Source organism: Verticiella sediminum (genome assembly GCF_007558815.1).
GTDB lineage: Bacteria > Pseudomonadota > Gammaproteobacteria > Burkholderiales > Burkholderiaceae_B > Verticiella > Verticiella sediminum.
Genome location: NZ_VLTJ01000028.1, coordinates 45,170 through 66,395 on the forward strand (window position 1 = coordinate 45,170; position 21,226 = coordinate 66,395).

Sequence of the window (21,226 nt, forward strand, 5' to 3'; positions counted from 1 at the left end):
TCCCCCACCCTGCAAAAGCCGACGGGCGGCCTCGGCCGCCCGTCGCTGCGTACTACGCCGCCGGCATCACGCCTTGGCGACCGCGGCGGTCTGGTTGGCGATCTTGCGCGTGATGTACCACTGCTGCGCGATCGACAGGCAGTTGTTCACCACCCAGTACAGCACCAGGCCGGCCGGGAAGAAGAACATCATCCCGCCGAAGACCAGCGGCATGATCATCATGACCTTGGCCTGGATCGGGTCCGGCGGCGTGGGGTTCAGCCGGATCTGCAGGAACATGGTGGCCATCATGATGGCGGGCAGGATGAACCACGGGTCGCGCACGGACAGGTCGGTGATCCAGAGTATCCACGGCGCGCCGCGCATCTCGACGCTGGCGAGCAGCACCCAGTACAGCGAAATGAACACCGGGATCTGCACCAGGATCGGCAGGCAGCCGCCCAGCGGGTTGATCTTCTCGGTGCGGTACAGCTCCATCATGGCCTGGTTGAGCTTCTGGCGGTCGTCGCCGTACTTCTCCTTCATGGCCTGCAGGCGCGGCGCGACGGCCTTCATGCGGGCCATCGAGCGATAGCTCGCCGCCGACAGCGGGAAAAACACCAGCTTGATGAGCACGGTCAGCGCGACGATGGTCCAGCCCCAGTTGCCGAGCATGGCGTGCAGCCAGGTCATGATCGCGAACAGCGGCTTGGCGATGACGGTCAGCCAGCCGTAGTCGACCACCAGGCCGAGGCCGGGCGCGACCTGCTCGAGGGCCTGCTGGTCCTGCGGGCCGACCCAGAGCTGCGCGTTCATGACGCGCGTCTCCTGCGGCGCGAGGCTGCCCGCCGGCTCGATCGCGCGCATGGCGAACAGGTTGTTGCCCAGCGCCACCAGGTTGTTGGTGCGCTCGACGCCCTGGTCGGGTACCCACGCGGTGACGAAGTAGTGCTGGATCATGCCGATCCAGCCGTTGTTCGCCTGCGTCGTGTAGGTGGCGCGATCGCGTTCGATGTCGGCGAACGAGATCTTCTGGAACTTGTCCTGTTCGCTGTAGACGGCCGGGCCGGTGAAGGTGCTGTAGAAGCTCGACTCGCCGGGCGGCTTGCTGCTGTCCCGCGTGATCTGCATGTACACCGAGGGCGATACGGGCGCGTCGCCGACGTTGGTCAGCGCGTGACGCACGTGGATGTCGTAGCGGCCCTGGCGCACCGTGAAGGTCTTGACCACGCGCAGGCCGCCGCTGACCGCCTCGAAGCTGATGTCCATGGCGTCGCCGGACAGCTCGCGTGCCTGCGTCGTCACCTGGAACGGCGTGCGGTGCGTCGGGAACGCGGCGCCCTGCGGGCCGACCGCCCCGCTCTCGACCAGGTAGGTCAGCGAGGGCGAGTTGTCGAGCAGCACGACGGGGCGATCGCGATCGTCGACAGCGCCGAACTTCAGCAGCTCGGCCTTGACCAGGCGCGCACCCACGGGATCGAAGGTGAGCCGCAGGACATCGGTGGTGATCACCACGGGCTCGGCCTGGGTCTGCACCGGCTGCGGCGTGGCCGGCACCTCGGAGGGCGGCGCGGCGGCGACATCGGTGGGCACCGGCACGCCGGCGTCGCTGGCGGGCGTCTGACCATCTGCCTGGGCCTGCTCCTGCTGCTGGGCCGCCGGCGCCCCGCCGAACAACGACGGCTTGCCATTGTGAACTTGCCAGTTGTTCCACAGGAACAGCAGCGAGAAGGAGAAGATCATCCAGAGGATGGTGCGTCTGATATCCATGGACTGGGAAGCTACTGGAAGAAGAATCGTGAACGGCGGGGTTCGTCCTTGCGGACGGCCGGCGCCGCGGGAGCCGCCAGAGTTTAGCCGCTAATCGCTACCGGACTCTTGCGGGGAAGCAGCGCGCCGCGGTGGGACAGGATCGAGGCCGCCGGGGTTCCAGGGATGACAGCGGCAGACCCGGCGCACGGCCAGGTAGCTGCCACGCATGGCGCCATGGGTCTCGATGGCTTCTTGTGCATACAAGGAGCAGGAGGGATAGAAGCGGCACGAAGGCCCGAGCCAGGGACTGACGACGTAGCGATAGAACCGCAAGGGCAACAGCAGTACCGTCCGCGGGCTGCGTTTCGCAGCGTCGAACATGCCGTCGCCACGGCTCATGATGGTGTCCCCGTCCCGGAGGCCCGCCCCTGGCGCTGCGCACGCGCGAAATGCGCGTCCGCTTCGGCGCGCGCGCTGCGTTTGAGCGCGGTCAACGAAACGTCGCCCACGGGACGATACAGTCGAACGGCGTAGTCTGCCGCCGGCAGCTCGCCGCGATGATGACGAAACGATTCGCGCACGACGCGCTTGATCGCGTTGCGTGTGACGGCGTGAGGCGCATGGCGCTTGCCGATGACCAGGCCGAGACGGGCCTGGCCTTCGGCCACCGCTCCCACGTGCAGCATGAGCAAGCCCCCGCTCGCGATGCGACGCCCCTTGAGGGCGTTCGCGAACGCGTCAGGCTTCAGCAACCTTGCGCTACGCGCAAAGGCAAAGGAACCGCTCATGGACGGACGAGCGAAACGCGGCGAACCTCGGCCCGCCACGCATCGGGGCTCAGACGGCCAGGCGCTTGCGGCCCTTGGCGCGGCGGGCATTGATGACGGCGCGACCGCCACGGGTCTTCATGCGCACGCGAAAACCGTGGGTACGCTTGCGACGGACGACGGAAGGTTGGTAAGTACGCTTCATGACGGACTCGGCTAAGTGTGTGTTGATCGCTACGCGGCAATTCGCGAAGCGTATGAAAGTGAGGCGGCCGGGCCAAAGTGCCGCACGGCCACCGGACGCGCAAAAGCCATATCGACGTCGGGCCAAAGGCGCTAAACGCCGCGAAACCCGCGAGGTCAACCCCGCCGCCTCGCCCCGCGCCGGCAAAAGCAGTCTGTGCTGCCCCTGTCTGTGCTGCCCCTGGACTGCCCTTGACCACGCGCGAACGTACTTTTGTACTTTTGCAAAGCCCGCCATTTCATCAAAACTGCAGCAATATGTCAATGCGAGACTATCCCCACCCCGGTGCATGGCATAGAATCTGACGGAGTGTTACTGTCTTGCAACGCCCCTCCGCTTTCGCATCGAGCCCGCCCATGTCAGCCCATCTGCGCCGTTGGCGCCCCCGCCTCGTGCCGGGCATCGTCCTCATGGGGATCAGCCTGGCTTTGCCGGCCCTGGCCGAGCCCGCACGCGTCGCAGGCGAGATCGTTCTCGCTGCGGGGCCTGCCGCGATCCGCCAGGGCGAGAGCGAGATCCCCGCTACGCGCGGGTACAAGCTGCAGCCGGGCCAGACCATCGTGACCGGCGAGGGCGCCTTCGTCCATGTGCGCATGGCCGATGGCGGCATGGTCGCCGTGCGTCCGTTCTCGGTGTTCCAGATCGACGTCTTCGACTATCGGCACGACACCGCTACGGATCGCGTGCGCTACCGCCTGGAGGAAGGCGTGGCGCGCTCGATCACCGGCGCGGTCGGCGAGTCCAACAAGGAAGCCTTCCGGCTGAATACGCCGGTTGCCGCGGTCGGCGTGCGCGGCACGGATTTCGTCGTCGCCACCGATGCGGGCACCTCGCGGGTGGCGGTGAACAGCGGCGCGGTGATCGTGGCCGCGCTCGGCGGACAATGCGCGGCGGACGGTTTCGGCACCTGCGCCAGCGGCGGCCTGCTGCTCGGCGCGGGCCAGGGCACCGACGGGCGCTACGTCGAAGTGGTGAGAGGCGAGCAATTGCCCAGGCTGGTCCAGGACCCGGACTCCAGCCCCGACCAATTGCAGCGGCCGCACCCGCAGGAGCCCGTGGCCGTGGCCCGGTTGCCCGCCGACAGCCCGAGCGAACGGCTGCGCAACGACAACCCCAAGCCGCTCGCCGCCGACCCGGTCGCGCCGCCGGCGATCGACCCGCCCGGCCAACCAGGCACGCCGAGCGAGTCCGGCCCGCCCATCGTGACGCCGCCGCCGGGGGTCGAACTGCCGAGCCTGGCGGCCATGCCCAAGGACGTGTACTGGGGACGCTGGTCCAGCGGCGCCGGGGTGGACGCCAGCAGCGCCGCCAGGGTGAGCGAGCTGGTCGCCCAGAAGAAGGGCATCCTGATCGTCAACAGCGTGTACGGTGCCGGCCTGGACAACATGGCTCGCCAACTGCCGCGCAGCGGCTTCGCGTCCTTTGCGGCGGCCGGCGGCGAAGGCGTGTTCGTGGGTGCCGAAGGCGCCACTGCGCTGGCGGTGCAGAGTGGCGCGCTCGACGTCAACTTCGACAGCCGCACCTTCGCCACCACCAGCACGTTCAGCGGCGCGGGCAATACCTACGACACGGCCGCGCGCGGCATCATCAACGACCGCGGCTATCTCCAGTCGACGCCCGCGCAGTCCAACTCGCGCGTCACGGGCGCCCTGGGCGCCGGCCTGGAGAGCGCCGTCACGACGGTCGAGCGCGACTATGTCGACGGCTCCCTGAGCGGCGTGATCGGCTGGGGCAAGCGCTGAGCGATCGCGATTTGCGCTGCGCCGTATCACCCTCACCCCCCGCCACCACCGGATGACCCGCAGGCTGTTCATTGCACTGATCCTGGCTCTGGCCGCGCTGGTGTTCGTCGAACCGACCCGCTCCCTGCTGGAGCATCGCCTGCACGTGGCGCGCCTGGGGCTGGACGCGCTGACACAGGACAGCGGCAGCCCCATCGTGATCCTGGCCATCGACGAAGCGTCGATCGACGCCATCGGCAGTTGGCCGTGGCCGCGCGCCACCTGGGCAGAGTTGCTGACGCGGCTGTACCGGCACCACCGCCCCGGCTTCCTGGGCCTGGACGCGGTCTTTCCGCCGGCCCCCGAGCAGGCCGCAGGCAACGAGGCCTTCGCCGCCGCGCTGGCGCAGGTACCCAGCGCGCTCGGCCAGCTCATGCTGCCCGACCCCGGCATGCGCGGCGCGACGCCCTGGCTCTCGCTCACACACCCGCTGCCCGACGGCTTTCCGCCAGCGGACACGATGCGCTTTGCCGGCGTGCTGGGCAGCGACGCCAAGCTCGCCACCACCGCGCGCGCGGGGCACATCAACGCGGCGATCGACCCCGACGGGGTGATGCGCCGCCTGCCCACGCTCATCTGCCTCGAAAGCATCGGCCAGCCCTGCGCCGGCAGCTTCGTGCAGGCCGCGGCCGCCACGCTGGCCGGTGCCGACGAATGGGCGATCCAGCGCGGCGGCTGGCTCGAGGCGCCCTGGCTGCTCGTGCCCGGGGATCTGGACGCGCTCGCCATCCCGGTCGGCGAGGACCTCACACTCGCCGTGCCCTGGCGCGGCTCCCACGATCTGCGCTACGTCTCGATCGCCGACGTCTGGCACGAACGCCTCGCGGCCGGCCTGCTCGACCAGCGCCTGCTGCTGGTGGGCGGCGTCTCGCTGGGGCTGGGCGACATGGTCGTCTCCCCGCTCTACGAACGCGTGCCCGGGATCGAGGTCCACGCGCACGCGCTACGCGCCTGGCTCGCAAACGCCCTGCCCTTCCAGCCGCGCGCCGCCCAGCCCGCCATGCTCGCCTGGGCGCTGGCGGTCGGCCTGCTGCTCGCCTGGTATGCGCAGCGGCGGGCGCAGCTCATCGCCATCACCACCGTCGGCGCGCTGGCGCCGCTGGCCGGCGCACTGCTCGCCTGGCTCGTCTGGCGCCAGATCTGGCCCGCGGGCGCGCCGGCGAGCTTCGCCCTGATCGCGGGCGTGGCGCTGACGCTCTCCCTGGTGCTGCGCGAGCGCTCGCGCCTCGTGCAGCGCTTTCGGGACTACGTCCCCCTGCCGCTGCGCCGGCTGCTCACGCGCGCCGACACCGAGGTGCCGAGCGAAACCGGCTGGGGCACGGTGATGGTCACGGACATCCTCGGCTACACGCGGCGCTCGCAGAGCCTGCCGCTCGAGCAGCTCGCGGCCTGGTGCGACGCCGGCGTGGCTCACGTCGTGCACCATGCCGTGAAGCATGGCGCCATGCTCGACACGGTCGCCGGCGACGGCGCACTGCTGCTCTGGCGCACCGGCGGCCGGCGCGAACAGGCTCGCGCTGCGATCGCAGCCGTACGCGACATCATGCAGGGCATGCCCGAACTCAATCGCCGGCTCGCGGCCCAGGGCCTGCCCGAGCTTGCCCTGGGCATCGGCGTGCATGCCGGCCCCTACCTGCTCGGCTCGTTCGGGGAGGAACACAAGCGCTTCACCGTGGTCAGCGACGTTGCCAATCTCGCCGCGCACATCGAGCGCCTCACCCGCCACCATCCATGGCCGGTGCTGGTCAGCCAGACCGTGGCCAGCCTGCTGCCCGCGGGCGCCACCGTGCCCGCGGCCACGCTGGATCTCGGGGCCGAGCACATGCCGCTCTTCACCCTGGCCGACCTGCCCAACAATCACTGGCCTAATGCGCGTCCGGCCGCCGCGTCCTGAATCCCATGCCGTTGCCCTCTTCTCCAGCACAGTCCGTGCGCATTGCGTCCAGCCGGGGCGCGATGCGCGGCACGAGCGCACGAGCGCTGCTCGGCGTCTGCGCGATCGGGCTCGTCGCGGGCATGTACGCCTCGGCCGCCGATGCCGCCGGCACGCTCTCGCCCGCGCAGGCGCGCGTCCAGGCACAGCAGGCCTACGAGGCCGGGCTCGACGCCCGGGCGCGCGCCGACACGCAGGCGGCGGCTCTGCATTTCGAGCAGGCGGCCCTGCTCGACCCGGATTTCGCCGGCGCATGGTACGACTACGGCCTGGCCCTGTGCGAGCTGGGCGACCCCGTCGGCTGTCGCAACATTCTCTCGGCCGCCCTCGAACAATTCGGCCCGCCGCCCGGGGTCGCCACGCTGACGCCGCGCGCCTTGCGCGCCCATGCCGGCGAGCTGCGCGTGGGCGTGGGCGCGAGCACCAATCTGTCGCGCTCGACCGCAGCCGAAGACCTCACCCTGCTGCTCGATGGCGTGCCCATCGTCGCGCACCTGGACGCGCGCTACCGCGAGCGCGGCGGTGCCTATGCGGAAGCCGGTTTCACCTGGGAAACCCGCTGGCCCATGCAGGACATCTCGCTGCGCATGGAACTCAACGCGAGGCGTCCGTTCTCGCGCGAGCTGCCGGATTTCCATGCCGGCCTGGCCGAGGTGGGAATCGGCGTCGCGCCGAGATCGCGCGTCGGCCTGATCGCCCTGGGCGTGGACGAGGACTATCTCGGCGCCATCCGTTCGGTGGGTGCATGGGCCGAACACCGCTTCTCGCCGCAGGGAATGGCCTTGCGCGCCACGTTGGAGCGCCGCGAGCCCAGCGGTCAGCCGGGCTGGTGGACGACCCGGCTGCTGAGCAGCCTGCCCTTGGGCGAGGCCACCGTCCTGAACGCCGGCCTCGAGTATGACTTCGCTCAGGAACAGCGCGCCGGGCGTGCCCAGTACCGCGCGTCGCTGGACCTGCGCCAGGGATACACGCTGCCCCAGGTGGGCAGGTACGTTCCCCGGCTGGTGCTGGGCGCGGGCGTACTGCACGCGCGCGACACCGACCCCTACAGCCCCCTGTTCGGCGACGTGCGCAACCATCGCACCCGCTGGCAGCTCAGCTCGGACCTCTCGGTCAACCTCAACCGCCAGTGGCGCGTCAACCTCGGCCTGTACGCGGCGCGCCAGAGCAGCGCGATCGACCTGCTGGACTACAAGGAGGCCACGGCCACGCTGTCGGTCACCTACGTCTTCCAATGAATGACGAAGGCCGCCGGGGGCCCGTGCGCATAGCCCCGGGCCGGCCGGCTGCGGGGAACCCGGCCGATTCCGGGTTCCCGACGCACCCGCCGGCGCGGGGCGTTCAGTCGTCGAACACGAACGACCAGATCAGCCGCGCCCCCGTGAGCGTGCCGCCCTGCACCGCCGCCGACAGGCGCTCGGAGATGCGATAGCTTGCCCGCACGATGGTCTCGCGTCCCGAGAGCGCCTGCTCGAAGGTGAGATACAGCGAGTCCGAGAGGCGTTTGCCGACGACCAGGAACTGCGAATCGGCATCGGTGTCGTTGGCGGTGTTGATGCTGCTCACGACGGTGCGATCCGGCAGCAGCCCGCTCAGGCCGGCGCGTGCACTCGAGCGCAGGCCCATCTCGTCCAGCCCCAGTTGACGATACAAGGGCTCCGAATCCTCGTCACCCAGCAGGGAAGCCGCGGCGGCGAGCAGCATGCCGGCATCCGCCCCGCTCGCATCCGGCCCGCGGCCGAGCAGCAGCCAGGACAGCTTCTCCACCTCGGGCACGTCCGGGAAGGAGATCAGCGAGATGATCGGGTTGCGCGCCGTGCCGCTCACCTGCACACCGGACTCGATGCGCAGGCCGCGGCGTACAGCGACGATGTCGAGCAGGGGATCGTCCAGCAGACCCTGGAAGGTGACCGCGCCGCGATCGACCACCAGAGTCTGGCCGTAGATGCTGAAGCGGCCGTCGCGCGTATTGACCACGCCGCGCGCGCGCATGCCCGCCTGGGTGTTCAGGATGCGGATGCTGCCTTCCAGCCCGGTATCCAGGCCCATGCCGCGCAGGTAGAAGGCGTTGCCCAGCCCTACCTCCAGGTTCATGTTCATGGCAAGAGGCTTGCTCAGTTCGGCGTCGTCCCCGGCGCGCACGATCACCACGTCGCTGGCGAGCGAAGGCAGGTCGGATGCGCCCTCCAGGCTGATCCAGCCGACGTCCGCGACCACCTTGCCGCGTATGTCCAGATTGGTGGGCGACGCCTCGATGTTCACCGTGCCCGAGCCGGCGATGAAACGGTCCGCGCGCTGCACCAGGGGAAAGCGCGTCAGCGTGACGGTGGCATTGCCGCTTGCGGTTTCCAGCGACCACGCGCCCTGGGCCTGGACCGCCGAGCCTTCGGCGTTCTGGGCCAGCCAGGACTGGACCCGGCTGTCGCGGGGCGCGCTGCGGATCGTCCCCGGAAAGTGCAGCGAGTCGACGACGAACTGGTTGTCCACCAGACGCGCGTTCAGCGTACCGTCGAGCATGCGCACGCCCTGGTCGATCAGCACCACGCGCAGGTCCGAGCCCTGCAGCGTGCCGCCGGTATTCCATACGCCGGCCTGTCGCGTCACGCGCAGGCGGCCGTTCAGGCGGCCGCCGACATCGATGGCGTCGCCGGTCAGCGGCGTCAGCACGGCGAGATCCGCCAGGGCGATGTCCGCGTCGACGGCGACGGGTTGCTGCTCGCCCCATTCCGGCATGCCGTCGCGCACCGCCACCGCCGAGGTCCCGCTGGCGCGCACCGAGCCTAGCTGCTTGCCGGCAAGATCGAGCTGGAACGACAGTGCGCTGTTGCCGCCGCTGCCGGGCTTGGCCTGCAACGTAAGGTTCAGCTCGCTCAGGCCGGCACGCAGCGGCGGACCGCCGGGCAGGGCAACGTCGCCGCGCGTGCGGCGCAGATGCACCGAACCGGCCAACGACTGCGTCATGGCCAGGTCCCAATCCAGGTTCACGCGCAGCGGGTCGTCGATGCGCGGCAACTGGCTGAGCACCCAGGCCGGGACGAAGTCGTCGATCCGGCCCGCCGAACGCCACTGCCTGCCGCTGCCACTCGAGGCCCGATGCGCCAGGGTGATGACGCGGCGCTCGGGCAGGCCGATGCGCACGCTGGTCTCGCCCACCGACCACAGCAGGGGCTCGCCGGGCACCACGGCGACGGGCGCGGGGGCCCCCAGCGCGACGCTGACGCGCCGGTTCTTGACGGCGAGCTCCGCGACATTGCCGCGCCACCCTTCGCGCCCCGGCCCGAGCTGGCCGGACGTGCCCGCGTCCCAGCCACCGGCCACCCGCAGTTGCAGATCCAACGGCCCCTGCTGCAGCAGGGCCGGCAGGTCGAGGGGCGCATCGGCCGAGGGCTCGATCACTTCGTTCTGGCCGGGCGCCACCGTCGCCACCCGGGCGGCCGGCGCCGGCTTGCCGCCGGCCGGGCCCTCCGCATGCAGCATCGGATGGTCGAGCCGACCGGTAACGTTCAGTTCATGGCGCTCCAGCGTGCCGCGCAGCCTCCCGTCCAGGCGCACGCTGCCTTCCACGCCGTCCACCAGCGTCTGCGGGTTGGGCAGCGCAACTCGGAAGTCGACCTGATCGTCGCTGCCGCCCAGCGCCCCCTTGGCCTCGATGCGGTTGTCGGCATGCGTGAGCAGCACCGACAACTCGGGCAGGCGCAGGTTCTCCAGGCGCGCGTTGACATCCGCGCGCAGCGGACGATCGCGCCAGCGGCTGCCCTCGTCCACGGTGATGTGCAACTGGGCGCGCAGCTCGCGCAACTGCGCCATCCAATCGGACTGCCCGGCAGCGTCGGCACCGGGCCGCGCGCCGGCCTCGTCTGCGGCGGCGGATGCATCCGCCGGGGCCCCCTGGCCGGCCTTACCGGGCACGGCAGGGGCATCGCCTTGCGCGGCCCCCGCAGCGCCGTCATCGTCCGCAGTGCCGGCACCGCCGCCCACGGGCGCATCGGCGCTCGCCGCCGGCGCCGCGGCCGGGGTCAGCAGCACCCCGTCGAGCTGCACGTCCGCGCTCACGTTGAGCAGCGCAGACGGCGCATCGGCCACCCAGGCGCTCGGATCGAAGCCGCGCACCGTGGCCTTGAGCGCGGTCACCGGCAGGGTCGGCGAGAACGGCGCGAGGCTCGCGCGCGCGTCCACCGACATGCCTTCGCCGGTTCCCAGCAGGCTCACGTCCAGGTGATCCAGCGGGCCCAGCACGGCGAGACGCAGATCGGCCGTGCGCTCCGCCTGCCGCACCGCGGCCCGGAGATCGGCCTGCAGGAACAGCGGGTCGCCCGCGCCCGCGCTGATCGCCCCCTGGATGTCGGCGCTGGCGTCCGGCCCGCGAACACCCAGGTTGTCGATGATCAGCAAGGCGCCGGCGGTATCCGCCGACAGGCCGGCGCGCATATCCTGGAAGGTCACGGGCAGCGGCTCGCCGTCCTGCGTCAGGATCAGCTCGCCCACCTGCAGGTGCAGGACCTCGGCCGAACCGGGCAGGCTCGGCCAGGCGGGAGGTTGCAGCGGCCCGCTGTCGGGCTCGGGCTGGGGCTCGGCCGGCGTGCGCAGGTCCACGCGCAGGCTGTCGGCGGCGACCTCGCGCACGCTCAGGCGCCGCTCGGCCAGCGCCGGCCAGTCCACGCGCAGGCGCAGGTTGGTGCCGTGCACATCCAGCGTCTCGGAGCGGTAGTCCAGGCGTTCGATCTGCAGGCCGCGCCACAGCGAGCCGTGGATGCCGACCGCCTCGCCGCCCGTGGCCGCCATGCCCATGCGCAGCGCGAAGTTCGCGCCGGCGTTGGTGATGACCAGCCAGATCACCATGCCGACGATCACCAGGAGGATCGTCAACACGGTCATCAGAAAGCCGCCCTGCCGGCGCCGGCTGTATGGCCGGCGCGTTCGTCTGCTTCTTCGCCCCGTCAAAACGCCAACCCCAGGGAGAAGCTCAGGCGCAGCCGCTTGTCGCGGTCGGCCCAGGCGAGATCGACGAAGATCGGCCCGGCGGGCGTGCGCACGCGCAGACCGGAGCCCACGCTCCAGGCAATGTCCATGTCGCGGAACGATGCGGCCGCGTCGCCGGCGTCGACGAACACCCCGACACCCAGCATGTCGGTGAAGAAGTGCTGATACTCCACGCTCCCCACCGCCAGCGTGGGGGCACCCACGGTGGCATCGCCCTCTTCGAGGCCCAGGCGCAGATAGCGATAGCCGCGGATCGTGCGCGCGCCGCCGGTACGAAAGCGGAAATCGTCCGGCACCCGCGCGCCGTCGCGCGACCACACCTTGCCGACCTCGCCGCGCACGGTGATGAGATCGCGCTCGCCGATGGGCCACCATTGCTGGCCGCGCGCGTACAGACGGGTATAGGGATTGAATTCGCGCACCGACGTACCGACACCGGCGACGAGTTCGATGAGATTGCCCGAGCGCGGGTTGTACCGGTTGTCGACATCGCGGCGCAGCCACTGCTGCGTGAGGTTGACCGACGGCAGGGTGTACTTGTCGCCGCCGCTGATGTTCACCTTGTCGTAGGCGAGCAGCGCGCTGGTGCGGGTTTCGTATTCGACGCGGCTGTCGCCCGCGCCATGCCGCGTGCGCGAGCGGGTGCCGCCGAACGCCACGCGCTGCAGATCCTGGCCGGAGATGTCGTAGTGCTCGGCGCGCACGCCGACGCTGTCGCGATAGCCTTCGGGGCTCGGCGGCAGATAGATATCGGCAAAGGCGATCTGGCGCTTGAGATCCAGCCCGAGCCCGCTTTGCAGCTCCACGGGCTGGCCGAGCACCACGTTCTGGCGGTAGGAGGTCTCGAAGCCCACGCCCACGTCGGTGTCCGCGCCGATGGAGACGCCCACGCGGCGCGCCGGCGCCTCGACCACGGTGGTGCGTACCGGCACCACGATCGAATCCATGTCCATCAGCCCGGCGCGGCGCTCCCCCGGCTCGTCGACCGACGATTCGGTCTGGGTATCGCGCGGCTGGCCGGCTTCGGGCGGGGTGCGCATCGCGTCCAGGTCGCCCGCACCCTCGCCCTCGGCCATCTGGTCGGCCACCTGCTGGATCGTGCGCCGGCCCGACGCCCGGGCCAGCGCCACGTCCGCCGAGGAAAAGAAGGACGTGCTCTGCATGTCCTGCTGCCAGCGGATCATGTCGCGCCGGTTGTAGCGCGTCTGCCCTTCCTCGTAGGTGACGTAGCGGCGCACCAGCCGCGACGGGACCCGCCGCAGGCCCTCGGTCTGCAGCTCGCCCAGGATGACCTCCGGGCCGCTCGCCACGTGGACGGTGAGGTCGACGCGGGCGGCGTCCGCATCGACCCGCGCCTCGGACTTGTCGATGCGCGCAAAGGCGAAGTCCTCTTCGCTCACCGAACCGATCAGGTCGCGCTTGGCGGTCTCCCACTGCTCGCTGCGGAAGTCGGCGCCCACCGGCAGGCTCCAGGCCGTGCGCATGCGCTCGACGCGCTCGCTGTAGCGGTCATGGGAAATCGCCCCGGCAAAACCGAGGTCCACCGAGGAAATGACCGAGCGCTCGCCGGGCCGGATCGTGATGTCCCAGGTCTCGCCACCGATGTCGGTGCCGGCCTGCAAGGTAACGTCCGGTGAGAAATAACCCTCGGTGGCGAGCGCGGTGATGGTGACGTCGCGCGCACGCCGGCGCAGCCGGTCGACTTCGCCGCCGTCCTGATCCTGCGACAGCGAAATGATGTGATCGACGGCCTTGGTGACCGCCTGCAGCACGGCAGGCGGCACCCCGCCCGGGTCGATGGTGACTTCGGGCCGGGTCTGCTGGGCTTGCACGGCACCCATGGCGAACAGCACTCCTGGCGTCAACAGCAGCAAGCGTCGGTACGAAAAACTCACGCGTATCTCTGGTCCTGGTTGGCGGGACGTGGCGCCCACCCCGGCCCCGGCCACAACGGCCGGGGCCGGGGTGGCGTACCGGCATTACGTATTCTGTACCACGATGGCGGGGAACTTGGAGGTCATGTCGCGCGCCTGCGACGCCACGCGGGCGGCCACCTTGCGCGCAATGCCGAGGTATGCCTGGGTGGCCGCGCCTTCGGGTTCGGCCACCACGGTGGGGCGGCCGGCGTCGGTCTGCTCGCGGATGTTCAGCGCCAGCGGCAGCGAGCCCAGCACCTGCACACCGTAGTCGCTGGACATGCGCGCAGCCCCGCCCTCGCCGAAGATGTGTTCGGCATGCCCGCAATGGGAACAGATGTGCACCGCCATGTTCTCCACCAGCCCCAGGATGGGGATGCCGACCTTCTCGAACATGCGCAGGCCGCGCCGCGCGTCGAGCAGCGCGATGTCCTGCGGCGTGGTCACGATCACCGCGCCGGTCACGGGCACCTTCTGCGCCAGCGTGAGCTGGATGTCGCCGGTGCCCGGCGGCATGTCCACCACGAGGTAGTCGAGGTCGTCCCAGCGGGTCTTGCGCAGCAACTGTTCCATTGCCTGGGTGACCATCGGGCCGCGCCACACCATGGGCGTGTCCGGATCGACCAGAAAACCGATCGAACTCACCTGGATGCCGTGGCCGACCAGCGGCTCCATGGTCTGGCCGTCCGGGCTCTTGGGCTGGCCGGACACGCCGAGCATGGTCGGCTGGCTCGGGCCGTAGATGTCGGCATCCAGCATGCCCACCTTGGCGCCGTCGGCCGCCAGGGCGAGCGCGAGGTTGACCGCGGTGGTACTCTTGCCCACGCCCCCCTTGCCCGACGCGACCGCGATCACGTTGCGCACCTGGGGCATCACCTTCGTGCCGGACTGCACCGCGTGCGCGATGACCTTCCAGGTCAGGTTGAGATTCACCGCACCGGCCCCACCTGTTTTCAGTGCCTGCACGAAATGCTCGCGCAGCGCCTGCAGGCGGGATTGAACCGGATAGCCCAGTTCGATGTCCAACGACACGTCGTTGCCATCGACCGCCAGATGCTTGAGCGAGCCGGCCGTGACCGGGCTGATGCCGGTCTCCGGATCGACTGTCTGCTTGAGGATCTCGCGGATATTTTCGGGGGTGATAGGCATGGGGTTCCTGAGGTGTTGCCGTCGGCGTTCGACCCCCCAAGCATAGCGGAAGCCCGCCCCGGCGTAGGGGCACACCCTGTAACCCGCAGGGCTTTTCAACCGAGGTAGACTACCCGCATGAATTTTCTAGCGAATCTGGTACGCAGCGTCTTCATCGCGATCCTGGCCCTGGCCGGGCTCGCCATGGCGTTCGTCCTCATGCTCTCGACGGCCATCGCGCTCGGCGTGATGTACGTGGTGGCGAAGGTGCGCGGCAGGCCGTTCGCGCTTGCCCAGATGTGGCAGGCCCGGCGCGGTACGCAGTGGAGCTTCGTGCGCACACCCGGCGCCGGCCCCAGCGCTCCCGCCGAGGGCGATGCCGTGTACACGCGCGACGCTGCCGTGCGCCGGCCCTCGCGTCCCGCGCGCGAGCGCAATGTGATCGACGTCGAGGCGCGCGACATCGGCTGACGCCGCGCCGCGCCGTACATCACCTGCCTTGCATGCCGCGCCGGCCTTGTGCCCGCGCGGCTTTTTGCCGTGAACCCCTACAATGTCAGGTTCGTCAGAGCAGCGCCCGCGCCCGCTCTGTAGCAGCCCCCCGGGCGCCCGCCTTTGGAATCCGCCATGCCACGCACCTTCTTCGTCACCACCGCCCTGCCCTACGCCAACGGTTCGTTCCACGTCGGCCACATCATGGAGTACATCCAGGCCGACATCTGGGTGCGCTTCATGCGCTCGCAGGGCCACACGGTGCACTTCGTGGGCGCCGACGATGCGCATGGCGCGCCCATCATGCTCAAGGCAGAGAGCGAGGGCGTGACGCCCGAAGCGCTGGTCGGCCGCTACGCCGCCGAGCGGCCGCAGTACCTGAACGGGTTCCACATCCGCTTCGACCACTGGCACAGCACGCACAGCCCGGAGAACGTCGCGCTCTCGCAGGACATCTACCGGCGCCTGCGCGCGGCCGACCTGATCGACAGCCGCGTCATCGAGCAGTTCTACGACCCGGTCAAGAACATGTTTCTGCCGGACCGCTATATCAAGGGCACCTGCCCGCGCTGCAAGGCCGCGGACCAGTACGGCGACTCCTGCGAGGTGTGCGGCGCGGTGTACGCGCCGACGGACCTGATCGACCCGTATTCCACGATCACCGGCGCCACGCCGGTGCTCAAGAGCTCCGAGCACTTCTTCTTCAAGCTCTCGGACCCGCGCTGCGTGGCCTTCCTGCAGGAGTGGACGGCCGGCCGCAACGCCCACGGCACGCCGCACCTGCAACCCGAGGTCTACGCCAAGACCCGTGAGTGGCTGGGCGAGGACGGCAAGCTCGCCGACTGGGACATCTCGCGCGACGAACCGTACTTCGGCATTCCGGTGCCCGATGCGCCGGGCAAGTACTTCTACGTCTGGCTCGACGCGCCGGTCGGCTACCTCGCCTCGTTCAAGGCGTATTGCGACCGGACCGGGCTGGATTTCGACGCCCTGCTCGACCCCGCCGGCAGCACCGAACAGGTGCACTTCATCGGCAAGGACATCGTGTATTTCCACGCGCTGTTCTGGCCGGCCATGCTGCACTTCTCGGGCCGCAAGACGCCCGACCAGCTCAACGTGCACGGCTTCATCACCGTGAGCGGCGCCAAGATGTCCAAGAGCCGCGGCACCGGCATCTCGCCGCTGCGCTATCTCGAGACCGGCATGAACCCGGAATGGCTGCGCTACTACATCGCGGCCAAGCTCAATGCGCGCGTCGAGGACGTGGACTTCAACCCCGATGACTTCGTCGCCCGGGTGAACAGCGACCTGGTCGGCAAGTACGTGAACATCGCCAGCCGCGCCGCCAACTTCATCCACAAGCACTTCGAGGGCGAGCTGGCGGCTGCCGACGCCGACTTCGCCAACGAAATCAGCGAAATCGCCGCCGGCGTCGCCGCGGCGTACGAAGCGCGCGAGTACGGCCGCGCGATCCGCGAAGTGATGGCGCTCGCCGACCGCATCAACCAGGTCTTCGACACCGCCCAGCCCTGGGTGATGGCGCGCAGCGCCGCCGCGGACGCGGTCCAGCGCCAAGCGCTGCACCGTGTGTGCAGCCAGGCCATCGCCGGCTTCAAGGCGCTGTCGGTCATGCTGGCCCCGGTGCTGCCGGCGCTCACGTCGCGGGTCGCGCGCGAGCTCTTCGGCCTGGACCGCGACTTCGTCTGGAGCGACGTTGCCGAGCCCACCGCGCGCATCGCCACCTACCAGCACCTGATGCAGCGCGTGGACAGCAAGCAGCTCGACGCCCTGTTCGACGCCGCCAGCGCCGCCGCCAAGGCCGGTGCCGCCGCCCAGGCCGCAGTGCCTGCGGCGGCCGCGCGCGACGCGGCGGCCAGCGTACCGGGCAATGCCGCGGGCGCTCCCATCGGCGACGCCGAGCCCACCGGCGACGTGCCGCAGCCCGGCGGCGAGGCGGTCGCGCCGACCATCACCATCGACGACTTCGCCAAGGTGGACCTGCGCATCGCCAGGATCGTCGCCTGCGAGCATGTCGAAGGCGCGAAAAAACTGCTGCGCCTGACCCTGGACGCCGGCGAAGGCCGCACGCGCAACGTGTTCTCGGGTATCCGCTCGGCCTACGAGCCCGAGCAGCTCGTCGGCAAGCTGACCGTGCTGGTCGCCAACCTCGCGCCGCGCAAGATGAAGTTCGGCGTCTCCGAGGGCATGGTGCTGGCGGCCAGCGATGCCGACGAGAAGAACAACCCCGGCATCTACGTGCTGGAGCCGTGGCCGGGCGCGCAGCCGGGCATGCGCGTGCGGTGAGAGCGTCCGGCGACGCTCAGACCTCGGCGATGCACTCGATCTCGAGCAGGAACTTGGGGTTGCCCATCGAGGCTGCGATCGTCGTCCGGGCGGGATACTGCCCTTCCTTGAAGTACGTCCGATAGATCGCGTTCATCCGGTCGAAGTCGTTGGCATCGGTCAGGATAACGTTGCTCTTGACCACCTTGTCGAGGCTGCTGCCCGCGGCTTCGAGCAGCGCCTTGAGGTTCGCCATCACCTGGTGCATCTGCGCTTCGAAGTCGTTCTCGGCGATCTGCCGGTCGCCGTAGAACGCGGGCTGGCCGGAGACGAAGACCAGATTGCCGACCTTGACGGCCGGCGACAGCGGCGCCTTGGGCGGGGTGACGAGAGGCGAGGTGATGATTTCCTTGGGCATGGCAAGCTCCTGGTTGGACAATGAAAGGGTGGATGCGGAACTCATTGGCGAGCGCCGGTTTCCTGGATCAACGTGGCCGCCTTGTCGATCTCCGCGGCCAGGTAGGGGGTGAAAGCCTCGGCGGCCATGGGCTCGGCCTGCAATCCGTGGCCGGACAGAAACGTCGTGAATGATGGTGTGCGCACTGCCTCGACGATGCTGCTGCTGATCGCACGCAAGGTGTCCGCGGGCACACCGGCCGGCGCAACCACGGCGAACCAGGAGTTCGAGTAGAAGCCCGGCAAGCCGCTCTCTTCCAGGGTGGGTACGTCCGGCAACTGCGCCGCGCGCTGGGCGTCGGCCACGGCCACGGCTTGCAGGCGGCCCGATTGCAGATGCGGCAGCACGTCCGGCAGGTTGCTGAAGAGCAGGTCGACGTGCCCGCCCAGCAGGTCGTTCAGCGCTGGCGCCTGCCCTTTGTACGGGATGTGCGCAACGTCCACGCCGGCCTGCTGTTTGAGCATTTCCACCGCGAGATGGGGCGATGTGCCGGTCCCGAAGGAAGCAAAGCTCAACTGCCCGGGCTGCGCCTTGGCCAGGGCCAGCACGTCCCGCACGCTGGCCACCGGCAGATCCTGGCGGGCGACCAGCACGTGCGGCGTGTACGCCACCAGGGCGACCGGCGCGAAGTCGGCGCGCGTGTCGTATGGCAGCTCGTCGAGCAGGCTGGCATTGATGGCGAAGCTGTTCGCCACCATGCCGATGGTGTGGCCGTCCGGCGCCGACTGCGCGATCTGGCGCGTGCCGATCGTCGTCCCTGCGCCCGGTTTGTTCTCCACGATCACGGGCTGGCGCCATGACTGGCTCAACCCCTGCGCCAACTGCCGGGCGACGGTGTCCATCGTGCCTCCCGCCGGGAACGGCACGATCAGGGTTACCGGCTTCTCCGGAAAGGCGGCCCAGGCGGGAACCGCCGCAGCCATCGACGCCAGGGCCAAGGCGGCGCCGGCGATCACGACAGGCAAGCTCATGGTCAAGCCCCCACGACGTTTTCGAGCCGGCCGATGCCGGCCACTTCGGCGACCATGCGGTCGCCCTCCTGCAGCCAGCACGGCGGTTTCATGCCCAGCGCGACGCCGGACGGCGTGCCCGTCGCGATGATGTCGCCCGGCTCCAGCGTCATGCCGCGCGAAAGTTCGGCGACGATGGTGGCGACGTCGAACAGCATGGACGACGTGTTCGCCTGCTGCCTGAGCTGCCCATTGACATGCATGGACAAGTCGAGATTGCCGGGGTCGGCGATCTCGTCCCGCGTCACGATGACAGGGCCGACGGGACAACTGGTGTCCAGGGATTTGCCCTTGAACCATTGACCGTGCAGGCTTTGCAGATCGCGCGCGCTGACATCGTTGACGATGGTGTAGCCGAAGACATGGGCCATGGCGTGCTCGCGTTGGATGTCGGCGCCGCCCTTGCCGATCACGATGCCCAGTTCGACCTCGTAGTCCAACTGCCCGGTCACGCCGGCATGCCGCCTCACCCGGGCGCGATGGCCGACAACGCTGCTCGGCGGCTTGGTGAAGAACTCGATCGCCTTGGGGAAGTCGTCGGGATCGCGGCCCCGGGCGAGATTGCCTTCGATGATGTGTTCGCGATAGTTCCTGCCCACGCAGAACACATTGCGCCCGACCCTCGGAATGGGCGCCAGCCATGTGACCTCGTCTGCCGGCAAGGCAGGCTGCGCCAGCGCGCGAGTCACCGGTACGAGCGCCTCGACGTGCCGCAATGCGGTTTCGCCCCCGGCGATCAGTTCGCCGACGCTGGCGGGGGCCGGGCCGACCGCATCGCCAGCTCGCCACGCGCTCGTCAGGTCGAGGACGATGTCGCCCTCGTCAAGCAGCCCGAGCCGTGGCGTATCGCCGACGAGGTAGGTGAGCAACTTCATTCGTACGCTCCTGGTTGTGCAAAGGTTGAACGCAAAAACAAGGTCGGGACCGGCTGCACGCCGGCGCACCCGGGCAGCCGGGCCCGCCCGCCGCCGGCTTTTCAGCGCGTGATCGCACAGGCTTCGCGACGCAAGTCCGCTGCCGCCTCGAGCACGCCCTGCGGCAAGCGCCGGACGGCCTTGATCGAGCCGAAATAGAAGGGATGCAGGGAATCCGTGGTCACCGCCAGCCCGCTCGCGCGCAGCGCCTCGACCACGGCGGCGGAAAAGCCGGGCTCGCACATGACCTCGCCATCGCGCGACAGGCTCCAGCGCGGCGCATCGACGGCGGCGGGCAGGGACATGCCGTCCAGCAGGACATTGCCGATGCACTGCACCCCGGTGGTGGTCTGGCTCACGCCGCCCGGCGATACGGCGTAGAGCACCGGCTCGCCACCGGCCTGCACGATGTAGGGATTCAGCGTGTGGACCGGCCGCTTGCCCGGCGCGAGCCGGTTGTGGGCAGCCGGGTCCAGACTGAACTCGTACAGGCGGTTGTTCATCAGGATGCCGGTGCCGGGGTCGACGCAGCCGCTGCCGAATGGCTGGAACACGCTCTGCAGCATCACCAGGCCGTTGCCCTGGGCGTCGGCGAGCACGATGCCCGCCGTGTCGCCCGGGTCGCCATCGCGGTGCTCGCGCGGATCGCCGAGGCGCGCGCTCGGCTCGGCGGGCGATGGCCATGGCCAGGCGGCGCCAGGGTCCGCCACCCGGTCGCGCAGGCGCGGCAGCCAGCGGCTGGCTTCCATGATCTGGGTGTACAGGCGCGCTTCGCGCGCCTCGCCCAGCACGGGCTGCAACCGGGCCAACTGGGCGAGCATCAGCACGCCCACCGAGTTCGGCGGCATCACGCTGACCTTCCATTCGCCATAGGACTGGCTGACCGGCTCGGACCACGCCGCCCGCACGGCGGCGAGATCCTCGCGCCCCATCAAGGCGCCGACCGATTCGGCATAGGCGCACAGCCGCTGTGCCACGGCGCCGCGATAGAACGCATCCGCGCCTTCCATGGCGACGGCGCTCAGGGTCTCGGCCAGCGCCGGTTGTCGATACAGGCTGCCGGCGCACCGATCCTGGCCCTCGGCAAGAAAGGCCTGCGCGAAGCCCGGCTGGCGCCGCACCTCGGGCTTGGCGTTGCCCAGATTGCGTGCCAGCTCGCTGGAAAAACCCATGCCCTGCCCGGCCAGCGCAATCGCCGGGGCCAGCAGCTCGCGCCACGGGGTACGCCCGTGCGCCGCGTGGGCCTCGGCCCAGAACCGCACCAGTCCCGGCACGACCCAGGTATGCGGCCCGCGTGCCGGAATGCCGTCGGGAAAACGCGCCGGTTCGGCTGCGGCAGGCGCCACGCCCGAGCCGTTGAGCGCATGCAGACGGCGGCTGGACGCGTCGTAGGTCAGCATCATTGCGCAGCCACCCAGCGACGTGGCGTGCGGCAACGCGACCGCGAGCACGGCGGAGGCCGCGAGCATCGCGTCGACCAGCGTGCCATTCGCGTCGAGCACGTCGGCGGCGGCCTGCGAGGCCAGGTGATGGCCGGTGGAAACGGCGTAGCGTGTGCCGAAGGCACTGGCGCGGGATCGGCTCATGGCG

16 protein-coding genes are annotated in these 21,226 nt (G+C 69.8%); 5 read left to right on the forward strand and 11 right to left on the reverse strand.

The window, feature by feature from the left end; all coding sequences use genetic code 11:
- Positions 1-66: 66 nt before the first annotated feature.
- The 4 genes from yidC to rpmH all read right to left on the reverse strand — a co-directional run bounded on the left by yidC (position 67) and on the right by rpmH (position 2,703).
- Complete coding sequence (gene yidC, locus FOZ76_RS13945) at positions 67-1,749, reverse strand: membrane protein insertase YidC (RefSeq protein ID WP_143948882.1); 1,683 nt, start codon at positions 1,747-1,749, stop codon at positions 67-69.
- A 90-nt stretch (positions 1,750-1,839) separates the two neighbouring features.
- The gene (gene yidD / locus FOZ76_RS13950; RefSeq protein WP_425473282.1) at positions 1,840-2,130 is read right to left on the reverse strand and encodes a membrane protein insertion efficiency factor YidD; all 291 of its coding nucleotides are present in this window, start codon (positions 2,128-2,130) and stop codon (positions 1,840-1,842) included.
- A complete protein-coding gene (rnpA, locus tag FOZ76_RS13955; protein ID WP_143948883.1) occupies positions 2,127-2,519 on the reverse strand; it encodes a ribonuclease P protein component in 393 nt (130 codons plus the stop codon). The genes yidD and rnpA overlap by 4 nt, the downstream gene beginning before the upstream one ends.
- A 49-nt stretch (positions 2,520-2,568) precedes the next feature.
- A complete protein-coding gene (gene rpmH, locus FOZ76_RS13960) occupies positions 2,569-2,703 on the reverse strand; it encodes a 50S ribosomal protein L34 (RefSeq protein ID WP_143948884.1) in 135 nt (44 codons plus the stop codon).
- A 395-nt stretch (positions 2,704-3,098) separates the two neighbouring features.
- On the opposite strand from rpmH, the gene FOZ76_RS13965 reads away from it, so the two are divergent.
- The 3 genes from FOZ76_RS13965 to FOZ76_RS13975 are packed head-to-tail and all read left to right on the forward strand — an operon-like array spanning position 3,099 to position 7,694.
- Entirely contained in the window at positions 3,099-4,484 is a 1,386-nt protein-coding gene (locus FOZ76_RS13965; protein ID WP_143948885.1) for a FecR family protein, read from the forward strand.
- Between the two features lie 52 nt (positions 4,485-4,536).
- The gene (locus FOZ76_RS13970; protein ID WP_143948886.1) at positions 4,537-6,417 is read left to right on the forward strand and encodes a CHASE2 domain-containing protein; all 1,881 of its coding nucleotides are present in this window, start codon (positions 4,537-4,539) and stop codon (positions 6,415-6,417) included.
- A gap of 35 nt (positions 6,418-6,452) precedes the next feature.
- Positions 6,453-7,694, forward strand: coding sequence for a tetratricopeptide repeat protein (locus tag FOZ76_RS13975; protein ID WP_170235442.1), 1,242 nt, complete (start codon positions 6,453-6,455; stop codon positions 7,692-7,694).
- Positions 7,695-7,797: 103 nt separating this feature from the next.
- On the opposite strand, the gene FOZ76_RS13980 is transcribed toward FOZ76_RS13975, so the two are convergent.
- The 3 genes from FOZ76_RS13980 to apbC all read right to left on the reverse strand — a co-directional run bounded on the left by FOZ76_RS13980 (position 7,798) and on the right by apbC (position 14,501).
- The gene (locus tag FOZ76_RS13980; RefSeq protein ID WP_143948888.1) at positions 7,798-11,331 is read right to left on the reverse strand and encodes a translocation/assembly module TamB domain-containing protein; all 3,534 of its coding nucleotides are present in this window, start codon (positions 11,329-11,331) and stop codon (positions 7,798-7,800) included.
- A gap of 62 nt (positions 11,332-11,393) precedes the next feature.
- Positions 11,394-13,277: an autotransporter assembly complex protein TamA gene (locus FOZ76_RS13985; protein ID WP_143948979.1), complete on the reverse strand. Its 1,884-nt coding sequence runs from the start codon at positions 13,275-13,277 to the stop codon at positions 11,394-11,396.
- 138 nt (positions 13,278-13,415) lie between these two features.
- Positions 13,416-14,501, reverse strand: a complete 1,086-nt coding sequence (gene apbC / locus FOZ76_RS13990) for an iron-sulfur cluster carrier protein ApbC (RefSeq protein WP_143948889.1) — start codon at positions 14,499-14,501, stop codon at positions 13,416-13,418.
- A gap of 117 nt (positions 14,502-14,618) precedes the next feature.
- On the opposite strand from apbC, the gene FOZ76_RS13995 reads away from it, so the two are divergent.
- Positions 14,619-14,951 carry a hypothetical protein gene (locus FOZ76_RS13995; RefSeq protein ID WP_143948890.1) on the forward strand — a complete coding sequence of 111 codons (333 nt, stop codon included), beginning with the start codon at positions 14,619-14,621 and terminating at the stop codon, positions 14,949-14,951.
- A 156-nt stretch (positions 14,952-15,107) separates the two neighbouring features.
- Positions 15,108-17,276, forward strand: a complete 2,169-nt coding sequence (gene metG / locus FOZ76_RS14000) for a methionine--tRNA ligase (protein WP_143948891.1) — start codon at positions 15,108-15,110, stop codon at positions 17,274-17,276.
- Between the two features lie 16 nt (positions 17,277-17,292).
- Here the strand turns inward: metG and FOZ76_RS14005 are convergent, their stop codons facing one another.
- From FOZ76_RS14005 to FOZ76_RS14020, 4 genes are all read right to left on the reverse strand, one after another.
- Entirely contained in the window at positions 17,293-17,673 is a 381-nt protein-coding gene (locus FOZ76_RS14005) for a RidA family protein (protein WP_143948980.1), read from the reverse strand.
- A gap of 41 nt (positions 17,674-17,714) precedes the next feature.
- Positions 17,715-18,683 carry a tripartite tricarboxylate transporter substrate binding protein gene (locus FOZ76_RS14010; protein WP_143948892.1) on the reverse strand — a complete coding sequence of 323 codons (969 nt, stop codon included), beginning with the start codon at positions 18,681-18,683 and terminating at the stop codon, positions 17,715-17,717.
- Positions 18,684-18,685: 2 nt separating this feature from the next.
- Complete coding sequence (locus FOZ76_RS14015; RefSeq protein ID WP_143948893.1) at positions 18,686-19,597, reverse strand: fumarylacetoacetate hydrolase family protein; 912 nt, start codon at positions 19,595-19,597, stop codon at positions 18,686-18,688.
- Positions 19,598-19,698: 101 nt separating this feature from the next.
- A complete protein-coding gene (locus tag FOZ76_RS14020) occupies positions 19,699-21,222 on the reverse strand; it encodes a gamma-glutamyltransferase family protein (protein ID WP_143948894.1) in 1,524 nt (507 codons plus the stop codon).
- Positions 21,223-21,226 lie beyond the last annotated feature (4 nt).

Coding starts and splice junctions, on each gene's coding strand:
- yidC (WP_143948882.1), bottom strand. CDS start 1,749: ATGGATATCAGACGCACCATCCTCTGGATGATCTTCTCCTTCTCGCTG.
- yidD (WP_425473282.1), bottom strand. CDS start 2,130: ATGAGCCGTGGCGACGGCATGTTCGACGCTGCGAAACGCAGCCCGCGG.
- rnpA (WP_143948883.1), bottom strand. CDS start 2,519: ATGAGCGGTTCCTTTGCCTTTGCGCGTAGCGCAAGGTTGCTGAAGCCT.
- rpmH (WP_143948884.1), bottom strand. CDS start 2,703: ATGAAGCGTACTTACCAACCTTCCGTCGTCCGTCGCAAGCGTACCCAC.
- FOZ76_RS13965 (WP_143948885.1), top strand. CDS start 3,099: ATGTCAGCCCATCTGCGCCGTTGGCGCCCCCGCCTCGTGCCGGGCATC.
- FOZ76_RS13970 (WP_143948886.1), top strand. CDS start 4,537: ATGACCCGCAGGCTGTTCATTGCACTGATCCTGGCTCTGGCCGCGCTG.
- FOZ76_RS13980 (WP_143948888.1), bottom strand. CDS start 11,331: ATGACCGTGTTGACGATCCTCCTGGTGATCGTCGGCATGGTGATCTGG.
- FOZ76_RS13985 (WP_143948979.1), bottom strand. CDS start 13,277: ATGGGTGCCGTGCAAGCCCAGCAGACCCGGCCCGAAGTCACCATCGAC.
- apbC (WP_143948889.1), bottom strand. CDS start 14,501: ATGCCTATCACCCCCGAAAATATCCGCGAGATCCTCAAGCAGACAGTC.
- FOZ76_RS13995 (WP_143948890.1), top strand. CDS start 14,619: ATGAATTTTCTAGCGAATCTGGTACGCAGCGTCTTCATCGCGATCCTG.
- metG (WP_143948891.1), top strand. CDS start 15,108: ATGCCACGCACCTTCTTCGTCACCACCGCCCTGCCCTACGCCAACGGT.
- FOZ76_RS14005 (WP_143948980.1), bottom strand. CDS start 17,673: ATGCCCAAGGAAATCATCACCTCGCCTCTCGTCACCCCGCCCAAGGCG.
- FOZ76_RS14010 (WP_143948892.1), bottom strand. CDS start 18,683: ATGAGCTTGCCTGTCGTGATCGCCGGCGCCGCCTTGGCCCTGGCGTCG.
- FOZ76_RS14015 (WP_143948893.1), bottom strand. CDS start 19,597: ATGAAGTTGCTCACCTACCTCGTCGGCGATACGCCACGGCTCGGGCTG.
- FOZ76_RS14020 (WP_143948894.1), bottom strand. CDS start 21,222: ATGAGCCGATCCCGCGCCAGTGCCTTCGGCACACGCTACGCCGTTTCC.